The sequence below is a fragment of the Niveispirillum fermenti genome (assembly GCF_052474395.1).
This window is the reverse complement of record NZ_CP156681.1, coordinates 1,850,709-1,869,165: the sequence shown is the minus strand read 5'-3', so window position 1 is coordinate 1,869,165 and position 18,457 is coordinate 1,850,709. Positions and strand designations below refer to the sequence as shown.

The following is an 18,457-nucleotide window of genomic DNA, read 5'->3' as shown; positions in this document are numbered from 1 at the left end:
GCACGGGTGATGGGGTAGTCCCTCCCTGATCCGCCCCATGGAAACGCCGACCCCGAGGCTGCCGCCACCGTGCATCCGCTCCGCCATTTCCTCCTGAACCATCGGCTGCTGGCCGGCGTCGTCATGATGCTGGCCTTGTCGATGAAGCTGATGGTGCCGCCGGGCTTCATGCCGGTCACGCCGGACGGCCAGTTGGGCATGAGCATCTGCTGGGGTGCCGGTCCCAAGACCGCGGACCTCGCCGGCAAGGCGGATAACGGCAAGCCGGTGCCCAGCCCGCAGGGCACGCCCTGCGCCTTTGCATCCCTGTCCATGCTGTCCCTGGCGGCAGTCGCGGCGATCCTGGCCTTCGCGCTGCTTCAGCCCGTCATCACAAGGGGCCCCTGCCCTTCCCGGACGGCCCCGCCATCGATACCGGCACGCCTGCGGCCACCACTGCGCGCACCACCCCTTCCTGTCTGACCGATATCCGGACTGCCTGCTGCCGGGACGGCCCCGTCCCGCGCCTGAACATTCGCCCCCTCGGGAAAGGCCGCAAGGGGGCGCGCCCCCAAGGATATGTCAGCATGAAGAATCTGCTTCTGGCGTCGAGCGCCCTGCTCGGCCTCGCCATCACGCCTGCCGTCGCGCAGGATGCCCGCCCCGTCGCGGAGGGCGACATCGTCGTGATCGGCAACCGCGCCATCGAAGAGGCCGAGGCCGCCATCCGGCGCACGGCCGGCGCCGTGGAGGTGGTGCCCGACACCGCCTTCAAGAACAGCCCCGTCCAGACCATCAAGGACATTCTGGGCTATGTGCCCGGCATCGTCGTGCAGCCGCGCTTCGGCGACGATGCCCGCCTGTCCATCCGTGGTTCCGGCCTGTCGCGCAATTATGGCAATCGCGGGCTGTCCATCTATCTGGACGGTGTGCCCATGAACATGTCCGACGGGCTGGTCGACCTGTTCGAGGTGGATCCCAGCGCCTATCGCCATGTGGAAATCTTCAAGGGTGCGAATGCCCTGCGGTACGGGTCAAACGCGCTGGGCGGGGCCATCAACCTCGTCACTCCGACGGGACGCGACGCCGCCCGCTTCGACGGCCGCCTGGATGTGGGCAGCTTCGGCTACGTCAAGGGACAGGCCAGCACCGGCGGCGTGTCGGGCGCGCTGGATTATTTCATCACGGCGTCGGGACAGGATGCCGACGGTTACCGCGACCATAGCGACGGCCACCAGGTGCGCGGCAGCGGCAATGTCGGCTACAGCATTTCGCCGGACGTGGAGACCCGCTTCCATGTGAATGCCAATTCCATCCGTCAGCGCATCCCGGGCGAGATGACGAAGCAGGAAGCGCTGGAAACCCCGCGCGCCGCCCACCCGGCCTGGATCGACCAGGATCAGCAGCGCAACATCAACTCGGTACGCCTGGCCAACAAGACCACGGTGCGCCTGGACCAGACGCGGATCGAATTCGGCCTGTTCGGCCAGCACCGGCATGTCATGCACCCGATCTTCCAATGGCTGGATTTCAAGGTGAACGACTATGGCGGTTTCGTGCGTGCCGTGGACGACCGGTCGCTGGGCGACCACCGCAACCGCCTGACCATCGGCGCCAATATCCATAACGGCCGGATCGATACAAGGCAGTATATCAACCTGTCGGGCGCCGTTAAGGGCGCGGTGGCCGCTTCCATGCTCGACAAGTCGGAGAATATTTCGGCCTATGCCGAAAACGCCTTCCATCTCCGCCCCGACCTGTCGCTGATCGCCGGCGTCCAGTACCTGCACGCCAGCCGCGACCGGCGCGACCGGTTCCTGTCCAACGGCGATCAGTCGGGCCGCAAAAGCTATGACCTGTGGAGCCCGCGCGTCGGCGTGCTGTGGGACATCGATACAGGCTGGCAGGCCTTCGCCAACATCTCGCGCAGTGCAGAGGTGCCCAGCTACGACGCCAATTCCTTCGCCACACCGGCCAGTTCCAACCTGACGGCCCAGCGCGCCACGACCTATGAGATCGGCACCCGCGGCGGGCGGGAGGATGTGGCCTGGGATATCACACTCTACCGTGCGGAGATCAGGAACGAGCTGCAATGCCTGACCACGGCGCCCTGGGCGGCCTGCAGCGTCGTCAACGTGGACAGCACCGTCCATCAGGGGATCGAGGCCGGGCTGGAGGCCGTCCTCCTGAAATCGGCTGGCGTGGCCGATGACCGCGTGATGCTGAACCTCGCCTATACTTATAATGACTTCTTCTTCGACGGGGACGCCCTCTATGGTGACAACCGCCTGCCGGGGGTGCCCAGGCATTTCCTGCGCGCCGAACTGCTCTACAAGCATCCGGAAGGGTTCTATGCGGGACCGAATGTCGAATGGGCGCCCGGCCATTACTATGCAGACAATGACAACAGTCTGACCATCGGGTCCTATGCCCTGCTGAATTTCCGGGTCGGCTACGATACCGGCAGCGGCTGGTCCGGCTATGTCGAAGGCCGCAACCTGACCGACAGGCACTATATCTCCAGCGTCGCCATCGCCGGCACGGCCGGCCCCGCGTCGCAGATATTCAATGCCGGCACAGGGCGGGCCTTCCATGGCGGGCTGCGTTACCGCTGGTAGGCCGTTGCGGTCAGCAGGTGGCGGGCAGGTGCCCGCCCGCCCCTTGCATCCCCGCCCCTTGCATCCCCGCCCCGTCCCCAGCAGACATTTACGCTGGGGCAGCGGGGGCTTATATAAAGCCCATGACGATACAATTCCTGAAGATGCATGGGCTGGGCAACGATTTCGTGGTCATCGATGCCCGCAACCGGCCCGTCCCCCTGACGGCGACGCAGGTGGTTGCCATTGGCGACCGCCGGCGCGGGGTGGGTTTCGACCAGCTGATCCTGATCGAACCACCGCAGGACACGGCGGCAGACATCTTCATGCGCATCCTGAACCCCGATGGTAGCGAGGCCGGGGCCTGTGGCAACGCCACGCGCTGCGTCGCCTCGCTGGTTGGCCGGGGCCTGGTGCGCGACGAACTGGTGATACAGACCATTTCCGGCCTGCTGCGCTGCTGGCTGCATGCCGATGGCACCGTGACGGTGGATATGGGACCGGCACGGCTGGACTGGCAGCAGATCCCCGTGGCGGAAGCCTGTGACACGCTGCATCTGCCGGCATCGGCCGGCCCCTTGTCCGATGGCGTCGCCGTGAACATGGGCAACCCCCACGCCGTGCATTTCGTGCCGGACGCGGAAGATGTGGACCTGACACGCTGGGGCCCGGAGTTGGAGCGCCACCCCTTCTTCCCCGATCGCGCCAATATCGAGGTGGCAAGCGTGACCGGACCGTCATCGGTCCGCATGCGCGTCTGGGAACGCGGGGCCGGCATTACCGATGCCTGCGGGTCGGGCGCCTGCGCCGTCGGCGTGGCGGCCATCCGCCGGGGTCTGGTGACGGGGCGGCGCGTCTGCGTCACCCTGGATGGCGGGGTGCTGGATATCGAATGGCGTGAGGATGGCCATGTCCTGATGACGGGACCCGTCGCGACATCCTTTGCCGGCACGCTGGGCGCCGATCTGCTGGGTGGAGAGGCGCTGTGAGCGTCGAAACGGCCCTGACCGATACCGCCGGAACGGCCCTGGCCGATACAGCCCATGTGCATGAAAGTGGCGAAGGCGGCCCGCCGGAGGTGACCGGGGGGCTGGGCGAACCGACCCTGGTCACCTTCGGCTGCCGCCTGAATGCCTATGAGTTGGAGGTGATGCGCACCCATGCGCGGCAGGCCGGGCTGGATGATGTCGTCATCGTCAATACCTGCGCCGTGACGGCGGAGGCAGAACGTCAGGCGCGGCAGACCATCCGGCGCCTGCGCCGCGAACGGCCGGCATCGAAGATCATCGTCACCGGCTGTGCCGCCCAGGTCAACCCGGAGACCTTCGCCGCCATGGGCGAGGTCGACCATGTGCTGGGCAACGATGCCAAGCTGACGGCCGCCCCCTGGGCGGCGTTCGGCGGTGCGGATGCCGAGCGCGTCGTCGTCAACGACATCATGAGCGTGAAGGAAACGGCCGGCCACCTGATCCAGGGGATGGAGGGGCGCGCCCGTGCCTTCGTGCAGGTGCAGAACGGCTGCGACCATCGCTGCACCTTCTGCATCATCCCCTATGGCCGCGGCAATTCCCGGTCGGTACCGGTGGGGGAGATCGTGTCCCAGGTCCGCGCCCTGGTGGAAGCGGGCTACAACGAAGTCGTGCTGACCGGGGTGGATGTCACCTCCTATGGCGCGGACCTGCCGGGCAAGCCGTCGCTGGGGCAGATGGTCCGCCGGTTGCTGGCACTGGTGCCCGACCTGCCGCGCCTGCGCCTGTCGAGCCTGGATGCGGTGGAGATGGATGACGACCTCTGGCGTCTGGTGGCCGAGGAGCCACGTCTGATGCCTCACCTGCACCTGTCCCTGCAGGCCGGGGACGACATGATCCTGAAGCGGATGAAGCGCCGGCACCTGCGCGCCGACGCCATCGCCTTCGCCGACAGGGCGCGCCGCCTGCGCCCCGACATGGTGTTCGGCGCCGACATCATCGCCGGCTTCCCGACCGAGACGGAGGCGATGTTCCAGAACAGCCTGGACATCGTGGAGCAATGCGGCCTGACCTGGCTGCACGTCTTCCCCTACAGCCCCCGCCCCGGCACCCCCGCCGCCAAGATGCCCCAGGTCCCCGGCCCCGTCCGCAAGGAGCGCGCAGCCCGGCTGCGCGCGGCCGGCACCGTGCAGGTGGCGCGCTATCTGGCCGCACAGGCGGGTCGTTCCGCCAACGTACTGATTGAACGCCGGGGCCTTGGCCGGAATGAAGGCTTTGCCGAAGTGGCCATGGCGGATCATTATGAACCCGGAACGATCATCCGCTGCATCATCACCGGTGTGGCCGGGACGCAATTGACCGCGCGAGCCATCGACCCATGCTGAACTGGTTCAAGAAGAAGCCGGCCACCCCGCCCGCACCCCAGCCGGCCCCCGCCCCGCCGCCCCAGCCGGAGATCACACCACCGGTTGATCAACCCGCAGCCGACCCTGTCGGGCCGGCCGGGGATGCGCAGGCGGCTCCGGCACCGCTGGAAACGGCGGTGGATGGGACGATGGCAGAAGAGATCGTGGTGGCTGCCCCCACCCCTGTTCCCCCCCCCGTCCCGCTGCCTTCCCCCCTGGCGGTCGCCCTGCTGCCGGAACTGGAGGACAAGCCGGAGAAGAAAAGCTGGTTCTCCCGCCTGAAGGACGGGCTGTCCAAGTCCACCAGCCGCCTGACCGACGGCATCACCGGCATCTTCACGAAGAAGAAGCTGGATGACGAGGCGCTGGAGGAACTGGAGGAACTGCTGATCCGGGCCGATCTGGGCCCTGTCACGGCTGCCCGCCTGACGGCGGGGCTGGCCAAGACCCGCTTCGGCAAGGAGGTCTCCGCCGAGGAGGTAAAAGACTATCTCGCCACGGAGCTTCAGAAGATCGTGGAGCCGGTAGCCCGCCCGCTGGTCATCGACCCGTCGAAGAAACCGCACATCATTCTTCTGGTCGGCGTCAACGGCACCGGCAAGACGACCACCATCGGCAAGCTGGCCCGCCAGTTCCGGGATGAGGGCAAGATCGTCTGGCTGGCCGCCGGCGATACGTTCCGCGCGGCGGCCGTGGCACAGTTGAAGGTCTGGGGCGAGCGCACGGGCTGTCCCGTCGTGGCCCGCGACACAGGCGCCGACGCGGCCGGGCTGGCCTATGACGCGGTGGAACAGGCGACGAAGGCCGGGGCGGACGTGCTGCTGATCGACACGGCCGGGCGCTTGCAGAACAAGGCCGGCCTGATGGAAGAGCTGCGTAAGATCGTGCGCGTCATCAAGAAGCTGAACCCCGAGGCGCCGCACACCACGCTGTTGACGCTGGACGCCACCACGGGCCAGAACGCACATAGCCAGATCGAGGTGTTCAAGGACATGGTGGCCATCAACGGCCTGATCCTGACCAAACTGGACGGGTCGGCCCGCGGTGGTGTGCTGGTGGCCCTGGCAGAGAAGTTCAAGCTGCCCGTCCATGCCATCGGCGTGGGCGAAGGCGTCTATGACATGCGTCCGTTCGAGGCCCGTGCCTTCTCACGCGCGCTGGTGGGGATGGAATAGGCATACCCCATCCTGTCGGCATCGGCGCAGCCGGCACCGATGCCCAACCCGACCCGATGGAGGAAACCATGCCCCGCCAGATCTCGACCTTCCTGATGTTCCAGGGCAAGGCAGAAGAGGCCATGCGCTTCTACACGTCGCTGTTCGCCGACGGGGAGATCACGGCGCTGTTCCGTTACGGTCCCGACCAGGGCGGCGTGGAAGGCACGGTGATGCAGGCCGCCTTCCGCATGGCGGGCCAGAATTTCGTCTGCATCGACAGTTCGATCGATCACGGTTTCGGCTTCACCCCCGCCATCACCCTGTTCATCGACTGCACCGACGATGCCGAACTGGAGCGGCTGTACCAGGCCCTGTCGGTCGATGGGCAGGTGCTGATGCCGCTTGGCGAATATCCTTTTGCCCAGCGCTATGTCTGGCTGGTCGACCGTTTCGGCCTGAGCTGGCAACTGGCCCTGAAACGGGTGGGCTGAGAATTCCGGCCATAGAATAAGAAAAGGGGGCAGGTGGAAAACCACCTGCCCCCTTTTCTTCAGCGCAACGACGGGCGGCCGTCACATCCGCCCGATCAGTTGTCGCCCATCTTGAGGGCCGCGATGAAGGCGCTCTGCGGGATTTCAACCTCGCCGAACTGGCGCATGCGCTTCTTGCCTTCCTTCTGCTTGTCCAGCAGCTTGCGCTTGCGGCTGATATCGCCGCCATAGCATTTGGCCAGCACGTCCTTGCGCAGGGCCGCGATGGTCTCGCGCGCGATCACCTTGGCCCCGATGGCAGCCTGGATGGGAATCTTGAACAGATGGCGGGGGATCAGGTCCTTCAGCCGCTCGCAAAGCTGACGGCCACGATATTCGGCCTGGCTGCGATGCACGATCATGGACAGCGCGTCCACCGGCTCCGCATTGACCAGGATCGACATCTTGACGAGATCACCCTCGCGATAGCCTTCCAGATGATAGTCAAAGCTGGCATAGCCGCGGCTGATCGATTTCAGCCGGTCATAGAAATCGAACACCACCTCGTTCAGCGGCAATTCATAGACCAGCATGGCACGGCCGCCGACATAGGTCAGGTCCACCTGGATGCCGCGCCGTTCGGTGCAGAGCGCCAGCACACCGCCCAGATATTCATCCGGCAGCATGATCGTGGCCTTGATCCACGGCTCCTCGATATGGTCGATCTTCACCACGTCCGGCATGTCGGCCGGATTGTGCATCTCCAGCACCGTGCCATCGGTCATGAACATCTTGTAGACCACCGACGGCGCCGTGGTGATCAGGTCCAGATCGAATTCGCGCTCCAGCCGCTCCTGGATGATCTCCAGATGCAGCAGGCCAAGGAAGCCGCAGCGGAAACCGAAGCCCAGCGCGGCCGAGCTTTCCGTCTCATACTGGAAGCTGGCATCATTGAGCGCCAGTTTGCCCAGGCTGTCGCGCAGATGCTCGAAATCGGCGGCATCGGCGGGGAACAGGCCGCAGAACACGACGGGGATGGACGGCTTGAAGCCGGCCAGCGGCTTTTCGGCCAGCCGGCGTTCCTCCGTGATCGTGTCGCCGACCTTGGTGTCGCGGATATCCTTGATGGCGGCCGTGACGAAGCCCATTTCGCCGGGCCCCAGCCTGTCGACCGCCACCTTCTTGGGCGTGAAAATGCCGACGCGGTCCAGTTCACGGGTGGCGCCCGTAGCCATGAAGCGCACCTTCTGGCCCAGCTTCAGTTCGCCGTTGAATACCCGCACCAGGATGATGACGCCCAGATAGGCGTCATACCAGCTATCGACGATCAAGGCCTGAAGCGGCGCCTCCCGGTCACCCTTGGGCGATGGCAGGCGGGCGACGATGGCCTCCAGCACGCCTTCGATATTCAGGCCCGTCTTGGCCGAAATCTCCACGGCGTCCGAAGCATCCAGCCCGATCACATCCTCGATCTGCGTCTTCACGCGGTCCACATCGGCGGCCGGCAGGTCCACCTTGTTGAGAACGGGTACGATCTCGTGGTTGGCGTCCAATGCCTGATAGACATTGGCCAGGGTCTGCGCCTCCACCCCCTGGCTGGCATCGACCACCAGCAGCGACCCTTCGCAGGCCGCAAGGCTGCGCGAAACCTCATAGGCGAAATCGACATGGCCCGGCGTGTCCATCAGGTTCAACTGATAGGTCTCGCCATCCTTGGCATTGTAATTCAGGCGCACGGTCTGCGCCTTGATGGTGATACCGCGCTCCCGTTCGATATCCATGTTGTCGAGCAACTGCGCCTTCATGTCCCGCGCCTCGATGGCGCCGCAGAATTCGATCAGCCGGTCGGCCAGCGTCGACTTGCCATGGTCGATATGGGCGATGATGGAGAAATTGCGGATTTTTGACAGGTCGGTCATGGATCAAGCCAGGGTGCAGGGATGCGGCGCAAGATAGGGGGTGGCGGACCTTCTGGCAATGACCCGTGGGGGGCATGGGCTGGCAGGGGTGATATGTGGCCGGCCAGCCGGCCACATCGATGGCGGTATCCGGCCGGCGGCGGCCCCGGCTGTTCAGTCGGCCGGCACCGGACGGAAGGCGCCGACATGCGCGGGATAGCGTGGCCCCAGGGCGGAGAGCGGCGGCACGATCCCGGCGAAGGGGTCCCCCGCAGCAGCGTCCAGAAAGGCACGCACCATCAGGGCGGCGTCGGCCGTGTGCATATCCAGGAAGCCATGCCCCCAGCCGGGCACCTCAATCAGGCGGGCGGTGCGGGCAAGGCCGTCCGCCCGGCGGGTCTGCACATCCAGGTCATCGCCCGTCACCAGCACCAGGGCGGGCTGGTCCAGTCCGGCCATGCGCCCCGCCAGGTCATAGGCGAAGGCCGCCTGATGTCCCCAGGCCGACTTGGCCCCGCCCAGCAGCGCATCGGGGAACTTCTCGGCAATCGCCTCCAGATCGGCACCCGGCCGCATATGGTAGTAGTGGAAGCCCTGCCAGCGGGCCAGCAGGTGGCTGCCATCGGCCTGCACCGGCTTTTCCCGGTAAAAGGCGCGGAACTGCTCCCGCTCCTGCGCCGTGATGACGGGGGCGGCCACCATGACCAGCCGGCGGATGCGGGACGGGGCCTGCCGGGCCATTTCAACCGCAATCATCGAACCCGTATGATAACCCATGACATCCACCGGACCCTCAATGCCCAGCGCCGACAATCCGTCCAGCAGGGCGCCGGCATAGTCGGCGATGGAAGGGGGCGACGGCGGCGGGTCCGACAGGCCGAAACCCGGGGTATCGAAGGCGATGGCCGTGCGGTCGGCGCCCATCTCGCCCAGAAAATCCTCAAATACCCGACCGCTCATCGGGCTCATATGGATGCAGAGCAGCGGGGGCCGCCCCCCGCCCCCTTCCCTGGCGATGCGAAGGTGCATCTGACCGAAGCGGCCATCCACATAGGCCCGCCGAACCATCACCATCACGCCCGCTCCATATAATGATGTAACATTAGGTCATTTAATGATGACGATATCCGGGCATGCCGTCAATTCCATCGGCGTCACGCTCTGTGATGGCATCGCCTGCTTATCGCCGGAAGGGAACAGCGCGGGGATTTTCGCCATCAAACCGCGTCATGAAGACCGTTGGAGAGGTGACAGGCACCTGACGACATCGATGCCGGTCAGGATTTCCTGGCATCAAAGGTAGAATTTGACGGGCACCGCCTCTATATTCGCTGGGTCTTCCATCCAGATGCTGGCTTCACACCCGTTGCCGCAGGCGATGAACGCAATTGAATTTGGAAAGGGAAATCGATGGATTCGGATTATTTTCATAATCTGATAGCGGAAAATGCCGACCTGATCCGGACACTGATCGGCTTGACCATTCTGATACTGGCCGCCTGGATTACCAATTCTGTCGTGAAGAAACTGGTATTGCGCCTGATCCAGCGGGGGCTGTCCCTGACCCGCTATGGCAGCGACGAGGCATTGGCCAGCGAGGGGTTGATCCCGCGTCTGGCCAATGTCATGCCGGCGCTGGTCATCATGGCCGGCATCAACCTCGTGCCGGGCCTGCCCGATGCGGTGGTGCTGGTCGTCCGCAATGTCTGCGCGGCCTTCATCATCCTGACCCTGGCGCTGGCCGTCAGTGCCGCGCTGAATATCGTCACCATCGTCTATAGCCGCCGGCCGGATGCCCACCGCAAACCCATCAAGGGCTATGTGCAGTTGGTGAAACTGGTGGTCTTCGCCATCGCCACCATCCTGGTCATTGCGGCGCTGATGGACCGCTCGCCCCTGATCCTGCTGTCGGGCGTCGGTGCGCTGGCGGCCGTGCTGATGTTGGTCTTCCAGGATACGCTGCTGTCCCTGGTGGCCAGCGTGCAAATCTCCTCCGGCGACATGGTGCGTGTCGGCGACTGGATCGAGATGCCGCAGATGAATGCCGATGGCGATGTCATCGACATCGCCCTGCATACGGTCAAGGTCCAGAACTGGGACAAGACCATCACCACGCTACCCACGCGCAAGCTGATCTCCGAGCCCTTCAAGAACTGGCGCGGGATGCAGGAATCCGGTGGGCGGCGCATCAAGCGTTCCCTGTTCCTGGATCAGAACAGCGTGCGCTTCCTGAACCCGCAGGAGATCGAGAATCTACATAATTTCAAGGTCCTGGCCGGCTATCTGGACAGCAAGCAGCAGGAAATTGCCCAATGGAACGCCACGTTGGGCAAGGATGATGAGTATAATATCCGGCGGCTGACCAACCTGGGCACCTTCCGCGCGTATCTGGACCAGTATCTGCGGCAGCATCCCGGCATCCATCAGGGCATGACCATTCTGGTCCGCCACCTGGCCCCAGGGTCAGAAGGGCTGCCCATGGAAATCTACTGCTTTACCAATGACACGGCCTGGGGAAATTTCGAGGCCATCCAGGCCGATATTTTCGACCATTTGCTGGCCATCCTGCCGGAATTCGGGCTGCGCGTCTTCCAAAGCCCCGGCGGATCGGATCTTCAGCAGCTCAACAGGCTTCTGGCGATGCCCCCGCTGCATGCCGCCAACGAGGGGGCGGGCGCCGCAAATCCTGGCTGACCATCTGGCCCCAAGCACAGGTCCTGTGGCGGGGGGGGCGATATCGCCCCCCCCCGCCCATTCTTCAGCCCTTCTGTTCAGCGCGCTTCCGGGCCAGCGGGGAGACATAGCCCGGCACCTCCGGCGGCACGTCCTCCGCATAGGCTTCCAGGGTGCCGCGCACGCCTTCATCCGGCCCGTCCGTCGGTTCCTCCAGCAGGTCCGGCCGGTCGCGTTCCACCCGCTTCAGCACGGCGCGGGGAATATCCTCAACCGTGCCGGTAATCTTGTAACTGTGCATGCGCCCGGTCAGCACGCCATGCACACCGCTTTTGCCCATCAGCATCCAGGGCCACCAGGGGCCCTGCCGCATGAAACCGGCATGGAAACGGGCAGACGGCAGCGAGCGGTCATCGATCTCCGCCGTCGGGGTGAAGATACAGAAATGCTCCGACGGGTTGGCCCGGCGGCCCGTGGATGCCTTGGGCCAGCCTTCGGGCGTCACGGGGTTGGTATATTCATGGGCGTAATCCCAGCTCAACAGGTACTGGTCGCCGATCCGCTGCCAGGGCAGCAGGAAGGGCTTGCCCTTCTGGCCCTGCGTTCCATTGTCGTTGTTGATCGTTTCCCCGTCACCGATCTTGAACACCTTCTGTTCAAGGGTCAGCGTTCCGCGCCAGCGATCGTTCAGGAAGGGGAAGACCTCCACCCGCTCCCCGGTCCAGGGATTGTCCCAGTAATCCAGGATCTCCCCTGTCGCCAGGTCGGTGAAATAGCCGCATTCCTTGCCCATCACCTTGACCGACCCGTCCGGCTGGATGACGTTACGGTTGTTGCCGAAGCCGCAATAGCCGAACAGCGGCATGGCGCGCTTGTCACCGACGATGGCGTACTGCACGCCCTGATAGCCCGACAGCACCGCCTTCGGACCAATGGTCCCCCACATCTTGGCAAAGCCGTAGAGATTCTCCCGCGGGTCCATTACATCCAGCGGCCGGATATCGCCCTTGGCCCTGCCTGTCGCGCCGAAGGCCGGAGCGGATGCCGCCATGGCACCCATACCCGCCAGCCCACCGAACATCGCGCGCCTGGACAGTGAATTGAACATCGCTTCCTGGATCATGGCCCTTACCCGTCTTGTTGGCTTTAAAGGGGCAGCCGCCCCCTGAAAACCTTCGGCCATGATGGTTCGGCCGGCGAAGAATGAATGTCCGCCCTATCCGACCCGCGGGAATCCCACCGTCTGGAAATTTTTCTGAAAGCCCTGTCGGCACGGGGCATAATCCAGCGTCCTGTGGATGAGGAAGGAGGGCCCGCACATGCTGTACGCCATTTTGTGCTACAATGAGGAAGATGTGGTCGGCGCCTGGTCGGCAGAAGAAGATGCCATCGTCATGGACCGGCTGGGCCGCGTCCAGGAGGGCTGGGCGAATGCCGGCAAGCTGGGGCCCGTCGCACGGCTGCTGCCCACGACAGCCGCCGCCACCCTGCGCAAGGGCAAGGAGGAACCTCTGGTCCTGGATGGTCCGTTCGCGGAAACCAAGGAACAGTTGCTGGGCTTCTACATCGTCGATTGCGACGGGCTGGAGGAAGCCATCGAGAAGGCCCGCGAACTGGCCCGCGCCAATCCCGGCACCGGGTCCTATGAAATCAGGCCCGTGGCGCTGTTCCGGCCCGGAGGGCCGCTGGCCCTGTCCCAATCCGAAGGGCCGCTGGCCCCATGAGCGACATCGCCTGGATCAACGCCGCCCTGGCCGCGGCACGACCCCAGGCGATGGGTGCGCTTCTGCGGTATTTCCGTGACCTGGACCTGGCCGAGGAGGCCTTTCAGGAAGCGGCATTGCGCGCGCTCTCGTCCTGGCCCCGCAACGGTCCGCCACGCGACACCGCCGCCTGGCTGATCATGGTCGGCCGCAATGCCGGCATCGATCAGACGCGCAGACGGGCACGGCATGTGGCCCTGCCCGAGGATGATGCCGCCCTGTCCGACCTTTCCGACGGGGAGGCGGCGGCGGCCGAGCGGCTGGATGCCGCCGATTATCGCGACGATGTGCTGCGCCTGCTGTTCATCTGCTGCCACCCCGACCTGCCGTCGACGCAGCAGATCGCGCTGGCCCTGCGCATCGTGTCGGGCCTGAGCGTGCGCCAGATCGCCCGTGCCTTCCTGGTCGGCGACAGCGCCATGGAACAGCGCATCACCCGCGCCAAGGCCCGCATCGCCGCCCGGCCCGTGCCATTTGAGGCGCCGGGCGCCGCCGACCGGCCGGAACGGCTGGCCGCCGTCGCCGCCATGGTCTATCTGGTCTTCAACGAAGGCTATTCGGCCGGCACCGGGGAGCAGTCGGCCCGCGCCCCGCTGTGCGAGGAGGCGATCCGCCTGGGCCGCCTGCTGCTACGCCTGTTCCCGGCCGAACCGGAGGTGATGGGCCTGCTGGCCCTGATGCTGCTGCAACATGCGCGGCGCGCGGCCCGGTTCGCCGCCGATGGCTCCGTTATCCTGCTGGAGGAACAGGACCGTTCGCTGTGGCATCGCCCGGCCCTGACGGAAGGACTGGCGCTGCTGGACAAGGCCGTCCGCCACCGCCGGTCCGGCCCCTATCAGATCCAGGCCGCCATCGCGGCCCTGCATGCCCGTGCGCCCACGGCATCGCAAACCGACTGGGCACAGATCGAACTGCTCTATGGGGGGCTGGAGCTCCAGCAGCCATCGCCCGTGGTCACGCTGAACCGTGCCGTGGCCGTGTCCAAGGTGAAAGGGCCGGAAGCGGCGCTGGCCATGGTGGAACCGCTGGCGGCCCGGCTGGACGGATATTTCCATTTCCATGGGTTGCGCGGCGCGCTGCTGATGCAGTTGGGGCGCAGCGGACCGGCGCGGGAGGCCTTCGGCCGGGCCATCGCCCTGGCCAGCACCCCCGCAGAGGCCAGCCATATCCGCCAGCATCTGGACCGTTTACAGGCCGACGGCCCGGGATCATGATTTTTGCGCGGCATTGTCGGGACCGGCCGGGGGCCGGCGTCCTTGGGATATGGCAACCGGCCGCCACGGCACACAGAAGGGAAGCACCATGTCCGAAACGACCAATCATGCCCACAACGTCCCCGGCGTGATCCCGCATCTGATTGTACGCAACGCCCATGCGGCCATCGACTTCTATATCCGCGCCTTCGGCGCCACGCCGGTCATGCAAATGCCGGCGGAGGACGGGAAGCGCCTGCTGCACGCCCAGTTGCTGATCAATGGCGGCCCGCTGATGCTGTGCGATGATTTCCCCGAATATTGCACCGAGAGCCCGACGGAATTCCCCAGGCGCCCGCCTGTGACGCTGCATCTTGCCGTGGGCGATATCGATGCCGTCTTCGCCCAGGCGCTGGCCGCCGGTGGTGAGCCCGTGATGGCGCCGGCGGACATGTTCTGGGGCGACCGCTATGCCCAGTTGCGCGATCCGTTCAACCATATCTGGTCCCTGTCCACCCCCAGCAAACCCGGGGCAAAGGCCCAGGATTGCGGCCCGGAAACGGCGAAGGCGTGACCGCCATCGCCGCGGCGTCGCTGTCATGACGCCATGACAGCGACATGATCGCCTCGCAGGGTGGGGCAACCCATCCCCCTGCCCGGCGAGGCGATCATGCGCACATCCGTTCTTCTTGCCACGTCCCTCATCGTTTCCGTGGGCATCGCCCTTGGCGGCTATCTCGCCGGTTCGCAACTGGCCCGGATGCGGCTGGCCGATCGCGTGGTCAGCGTGAAGGGGCTGGCCGAGCGGGAGGTGCGCGCCGACCTGGCCATCTGGCCGCTGCGCTTCGTCGCCACCGGCAATGATCTGGGCCAAGTCCAGGCCAAGAGCGCCAAGGACGAGGCCGCTGTACTGGCCTTTCTGGCCCACCACAGGATCGGGGCGGAAGCGGTCGTGTCGCGCGGGCTGGACGTGGTCGATCTGCTGGCCCAGCAATATCGCCAGGGACCTGTTGACAGCCGCTATATCGTCACCCGTACCCTGACCGTGCGCACGGGCGATGTCGACGCCGTCGTCGCCGCCAGCCAGGACATGGCCAGCCTTCTGGACCAGGATGTCGTGCTGGGGGGCGACCAGGGGGGCGGCAACGGGCCGACCTATGCTTTCACCCGCCTGAACGATGTGAAGGCCGAGATGATCGCGGAGGCGACGCGCAACGCCCGCGCCTCTGCCCAGCAATTCGCGGCCGACAGCGGCGCCACCATCGGCGGCATCCGCCGCGCCAACCAGGGCGTCTTCCAGATTCTGGCCCGCAACGAGGTGCCCGGCAGCTATGAAGGGCGGCAGGTCGACAAGACGGTGCGCGTCGTTTCCACGGTCGACTGGGACCTTTCGGAATAACCACCCATGAAAAAGGGGGCCGTCGCCGGCCCCCTTCCCTTCCCCATGTTCAGGCTGGAAAGCCTGGTCGCGGCCTATCTCATACCAGATCCCGGTGAGAGCAACTCACCGGGATCTGGAACGGCAGCGACCGCCGCCGCGCGCCACGTGGCGCGTAGCCAAGCAACGGATGTGGGCGCCGGCGATTGCGGTCCCGGTGATCGGTTGCGATCACCGGGACTTGATATCACGCCTCGCTGGCGCGCTGTTCGCCCTCGATGGCGGCCTGTGCGGCCGCCAGGCGGGCGATGGGCACGCGGTAGGGGGAGCAGGACACATAGTCCAGCCCCACCTTCTCACAGAAATAGACCGAGGACGGGTCGCCGCCATGCTCGCCGCAGATGCCGAGCTTGATGTCGGGCCGGGTCTTGCGGCCACGCTCGGCGGCGATCTGCACCAGTTCGCCCACACCATCGGTATCCAGCGTCACGAACGGGTCATGTTCCAGGATACCCGTCCGCTGATAGTCGGGCAGGAAGGAACCGGCATCGTCGCGGCTGATGCCGAAGGTGGTCTGCGTCAGGTCGTTGGTGCCGAAGCTGAAGAACTGCGCCGTCTCGGCGATCTTGGCCGCCTGCAGGGCCGCACGCGGCAGTTCGATCATGGTACCGACCAGGTACTCGACCTTGCGGCCGGCGGCAGTGCTGACCTCCCCGCCCACGCGGTCGATGACCTCCTTCAGGATGTCCAGTTCCTTCTTGGTGCCGACCAGGGGGATCATCACTTCCGGGGTCACAGTCTCACCCGTCTCCTTGAACACCTCGACCGCCGCCTCGAAGATGGCGCGGGCCTGCATCTCGTATATCTCCGGATAGGAGATGCCCAGACGGCATCCACGATGGCCCAGCATCGGGTTGGCCTCGTGGAGCTGCAGGGACCGGTGCTGAACCTTGGACAGGTCGGTGCCGGCGGCCTTGGCAACCTCTGCCATCTCCGCGTCCGAGTTGGGCAGGAATTCGTGCAGCGGCGGGTCGAGCAGGCGGATCGTGACGGGAAGGCCCTTCATGATCTTGAACAGTTCGACGAAATCCTTGCGCTGCATGGGCGCGATCTTGGCCAGGGCGACGCGGCGGCCGGCCTCCGTATCGGCCAGGATCATCTCACGCACGGCAATGATGCGGTCGGCGTCGAAGAACATATGCTCCGTCCGGCACAGGCCGATGCCTTCCGCCCCGAACTTGCGGGCCGTGCGAGCGTCCAGCGGCGTTTCGGCGTTGGTGCGCACCTTCATGCGGCGATGCGCGTCGGCCCAGCCCATCAGTTCGGCGAAGTCGCCGGACAGTTCCGGCTGGATCGTCTGCACCTCGCCCAGCATCACCTCACCCGTCGACCCGTCGATGGTGATGATGTCACCGGCCTTCACCTCCACATTGCGGACGGAGATGATGCCCCGCTTGTAATCGATGCGCAGCTCGCCGGCACCGGCCACGCAGGACCGGCCCATGCCGCGGGCCACGACGGCCGCGTGGCTGGTCATGCCGCCGCGGGTGGTCAGGATGCCTCGGGCGGCGTGCATGCCGTGGATGTCCTCCGGGCTGGTTTCCACCCGGCAAAGGATGACATTCTCGCCCAGGCCCGCCAGCTTCTCTGCCTCTTCCGCCGTGAAGACGACCTTGCCGCTGGCGGCACCGGGGCTGGCCGGCAGGCCCTTGGCGATGATCTGCTTCGTCGCCTTGGGGTCCAGCGTGGGATGGAGAAGCTGATCCAGCGACTTCGGCTCGATCCGCAGGATGCCTTCCTTCTGCGTGATCAGGCCTTCGCGGACCATGTCCACCGCGATCTTCAGCGCGGCCGGGGCCGTGCGCTTGCCCGACCGGGTCTGCAGCATGTAGAGCTTCGACTGCTGGACCGTGAATTCGATGTCCTGCATGTCGCGATAGTGCCGCTCCAGCTTCAGCCGCACCTCGTTCAACTGCCGGAACACCTCCGGCATGCTCTCTTCCATGGCCGGCAGGTCGGAGCCGTTGGCGATCTTGCCGGCGATGGTCAGGTGCTGCGGCGTGCGGATGCCGGCCACCACATCCTCGCCCTGGGCATTGATCAGATATTCGCCATAGAAGGCGTTCTCGCCCGTGGACGGGTTGCGGGTGAAGGCGACGCCCGTGGCGCAATCCTCGCCCATATTGCCGAACACCATGGCCTGGATGTTCACCGCCGTGCCCCATTCGGCCGGGATGTCATGCAGCTTGCGATAGGTGATGGCGCGGGCATTCATCCAGGAACCGAACACGGCGCCGATGGCGCCCCAGAGCTGTTCCTGCGGGTCCTGCGGGAAGGGGCGGCCCAGGGCCTCCTGCACGACTTCCTTATAGCCCTTGATCACCGCCTGCCAGTCCTCGGCCGTCAGTTCGGTGTCCAGGTTCAGGTCATGGTCGCGCTTGTGGTCTTCCAGCACTTCCTCGAAATGATGGTGGTCCACGTCCAGCACGACATTGCCGAACATCTGGATGAAGCGGCGATAGCTGTCATAGGCGAAGCGGGCGTCACCCGACCGGCGGGCCAGACCCGCCACCGTCACATCGTTCAGCCCCAGGTTCAGCACGGTGTCCATCATGCCGGGCATGGAGGCGCGGGCGCCCGACCGCACGGAAACCAGCAGCGGGTTTTCCGCATCGCCGAACGTCATGCCCACGATCCGCTCGATCTCCGCCAGGGCGGCACCGACCTCGGTGCGCAGCGTGTCGGGGTATTGACGGCCATTGGCGTAAAAGTAGGTGCAGACCTCCGTCGTGACCGTAAAGCCAGGGGGCACCGGCAGGCCGAGATTGCTCATCTCCGCCAGGTTGGCACCCTTGCCGCCCAGGAGGTTCTTCATCTCCGCGCGACCTTCGGCCTTGCCTTCACCGAAGCTGTAGACCCACTTCGTCATGATCTTGGTCCCGTTTGATTATGGGGTTGGGATTGGTCTGGTGGTG

General features: G+C 65.5%; 15 protein-coding genes. 11 read left to right on the top strand and 4 right to left on the bottom strand.

Annotated elements, in window-relative coordinates:
- Positions 1-69: 69 nt before the first annotated feature.
- The 6 genes from ABC728_RS19885 (at position 70) to ABC728_RS19860 (ending at position 6,598) form a co-directional block, all read left to right on the top strand.
- Positions 70-462, top strand: coding sequence for a hypothetical protein (locus tag ABC728_RS19885; protein WP_416620757.1), 393 nt, complete (start codon positions 70-72; stop codon positions 460-462).
- Positions 463-566: 104 nt separating this feature from the next.
- The gene (locus tag ABC728_RS19880; RefSeq protein WP_445376467.1) at positions 567-2,597 is read left to right on the top strand and encodes a TonB-dependent receptor family protein; all 2,031 of its coding nucleotides are present in this window, start codon (positions 567-569) and stop codon (positions 2,595-2,597) included.
- Positions 2,598-2,719: 122 nt separating this feature from the next.
- Entirely contained in the window at positions 2,720-3,565 is an 846-nt protein-coding gene (gene dapF / locus ABC728_RS19875; protein ID WP_416620759.1) for a diaminopimelate epimerase, read from the top strand.
- A 161-nt stretch (positions 3,566-3,726) separates the two neighbouring features.
- Positions 3,727-4,929, top strand: a complete 1,203-nt coding sequence (mtaB, locus tag ABC728_RS19870) for a tRNA (N(6)-L-threonylcarbamoyladenosine(37)-C(2))-methylthiotransferase MtaB (RefSeq protein ID WP_416620780.1) — start codon at positions 3,727-3,729, stop codon at positions 4,927-4,929.
- Positions 4,923-6,125, top strand: coding sequence for a signal recognition particle-docking protein FtsY (gene ftsY, locus ABC728_RS19865; RefSeq protein ID WP_416620760.1), 1,203 nt, complete (start codon positions 4,923-4,925; stop codon positions 6,123-6,125). Before mtaB ends, ftsY begins: the two co-directional genes overlap by 7 nt.
- 68 nt (positions 6,126-6,193) lie before the next feature.
- On the top strand, positions 6,194-6,598 hold the full coding sequence (locus ABC728_RS19860; RefSeq protein WP_416620761.1) for a VOC family protein: 405 nt from the start codon (positions 6,194-6,196) through the stop codon (positions 6,596-6,598).
- A 95-nt stretch (positions 6,599-6,693) separates the two neighbouring features.
- Here the strand turns inward: ABC728_RS19860 and lepA are convergent, their stop codons facing one another.
- Both lepA and ABC728_RS19850 read right to left on the bottom strand, forming a co-directional pair.
- Positions 6,694-8,496 carry a translation elongation factor 4 gene (lepA, locus tag ABC728_RS19855; RefSeq protein WP_416620762.1) on the bottom strand — a complete coding sequence of 601 codons (1,803 nt, stop codon included), beginning with the start codon at positions 8,494-8,496 and terminating at the stop codon, positions 6,694-6,696.
- A 153-nt stretch (positions 8,497-8,649) separates the two neighbouring features.
- A complete protein-coding gene (locus ABC728_RS19850; RefSeq protein ID WP_416620763.1) occupies positions 8,650-9,549 on the bottom strand; it encodes an alpha/beta fold hydrolase in 900 nt (299 codons plus the stop codon).
- Positions 9,550-9,885: 336 nt separating this feature from the next.
- Here ABC728_RS19850 and ABC728_RS19845 point away from each other — a divergent pair, with 336 nt between their 5' ends.
- A complete protein-coding gene (locus ABC728_RS19845) occupies positions 9,886-11,169 on the top strand; it encodes a mechanosensitive ion channel family protein (protein WP_416620764.1) in 1,284 nt (427 codons plus the stop codon).
- 64 nt (positions 11,170-11,233) lie between these two features.
- On the opposite strand, the gene ABC728_RS19840 is transcribed toward ABC728_RS19845, so the two are convergent.
- Positions 11,234-12,271, bottom strand: coding sequence for a DUF1838 family protein (locus tag ABC728_RS19840; RefSeq protein WP_416620765.1), 1,038 nt, complete (start codon positions 12,269-12,271; stop codon positions 11,234-11,236).
- Positions 12,272-12,467: 196 nt separating this feature from the next.
- Here ABC728_RS19840 and ABC728_RS19835 point away from each other — a divergent pair, with 196 nt between their 5' ends.
- The 4 genes from ABC728_RS19835 (at position 12,468) to ABC728_RS19820 (ending at position 15,503) form a co-directional block, all read left to right on the top strand.
- Positions 12,468-12,872 carry a YciI family protein gene (locus tag ABC728_RS19835; RefSeq protein ID WP_416620766.1) on the top strand — a complete coding sequence of 135 codons (405 nt, stop codon included), beginning with the start codon at positions 12,468-12,470 and terminating at the stop codon, positions 12,870-12,872.
- On the top strand, positions 12,869-14,125 hold the full coding sequence (locus ABC728_RS19830) for an RNA polymerase sigma factor (protein ID WP_416620767.1): 1,257 nt from the start codon (positions 12,869-12,871) through the stop codon (positions 14,123-14,125). The genes ABC728_RS19835 and ABC728_RS19830 overlap by 4 nt, the downstream gene beginning before the upstream one ends.
- An 88-nt stretch (positions 14,126-14,213) precedes the next feature.
- Positions 14,214-14,678, top strand: coding sequence for a VOC family protein (locus tag ABC728_RS19825; RefSeq protein ID WP_416620768.1), 465 nt, complete (start codon positions 14,214-14,216; stop codon positions 14,676-14,678).
- 96 nt (positions 14,679-14,774) lie between these two features.
- Positions 14,775-15,503 carry an SIMPL domain-containing protein gene (locus ABC728_RS19820; RefSeq protein WP_416620769.1) on the top strand — a complete coding sequence of 243 codons (729 nt, stop codon included), beginning with the start codon at positions 14,775-14,777 and terminating at the stop codon, positions 15,501-15,503.
- Positions 15,504-15,729: 226 nt separating this feature from the next.
- Here the strand turns inward: ABC728_RS19820 and ppdK are convergent, their stop codons facing one another.
- Positions 15,730-18,411: a pyruvate, phosphate dikinase gene (gene ppdK / locus ABC728_RS19815; protein WP_416620770.1), complete on the bottom strand. Its 2,682-nt coding sequence runs from the start codon at positions 18,409-18,411 to the stop codon at positions 15,730-15,732.
- Between the last annotated feature and the right edge of the window lie 46 nt (positions 18,412-18,457).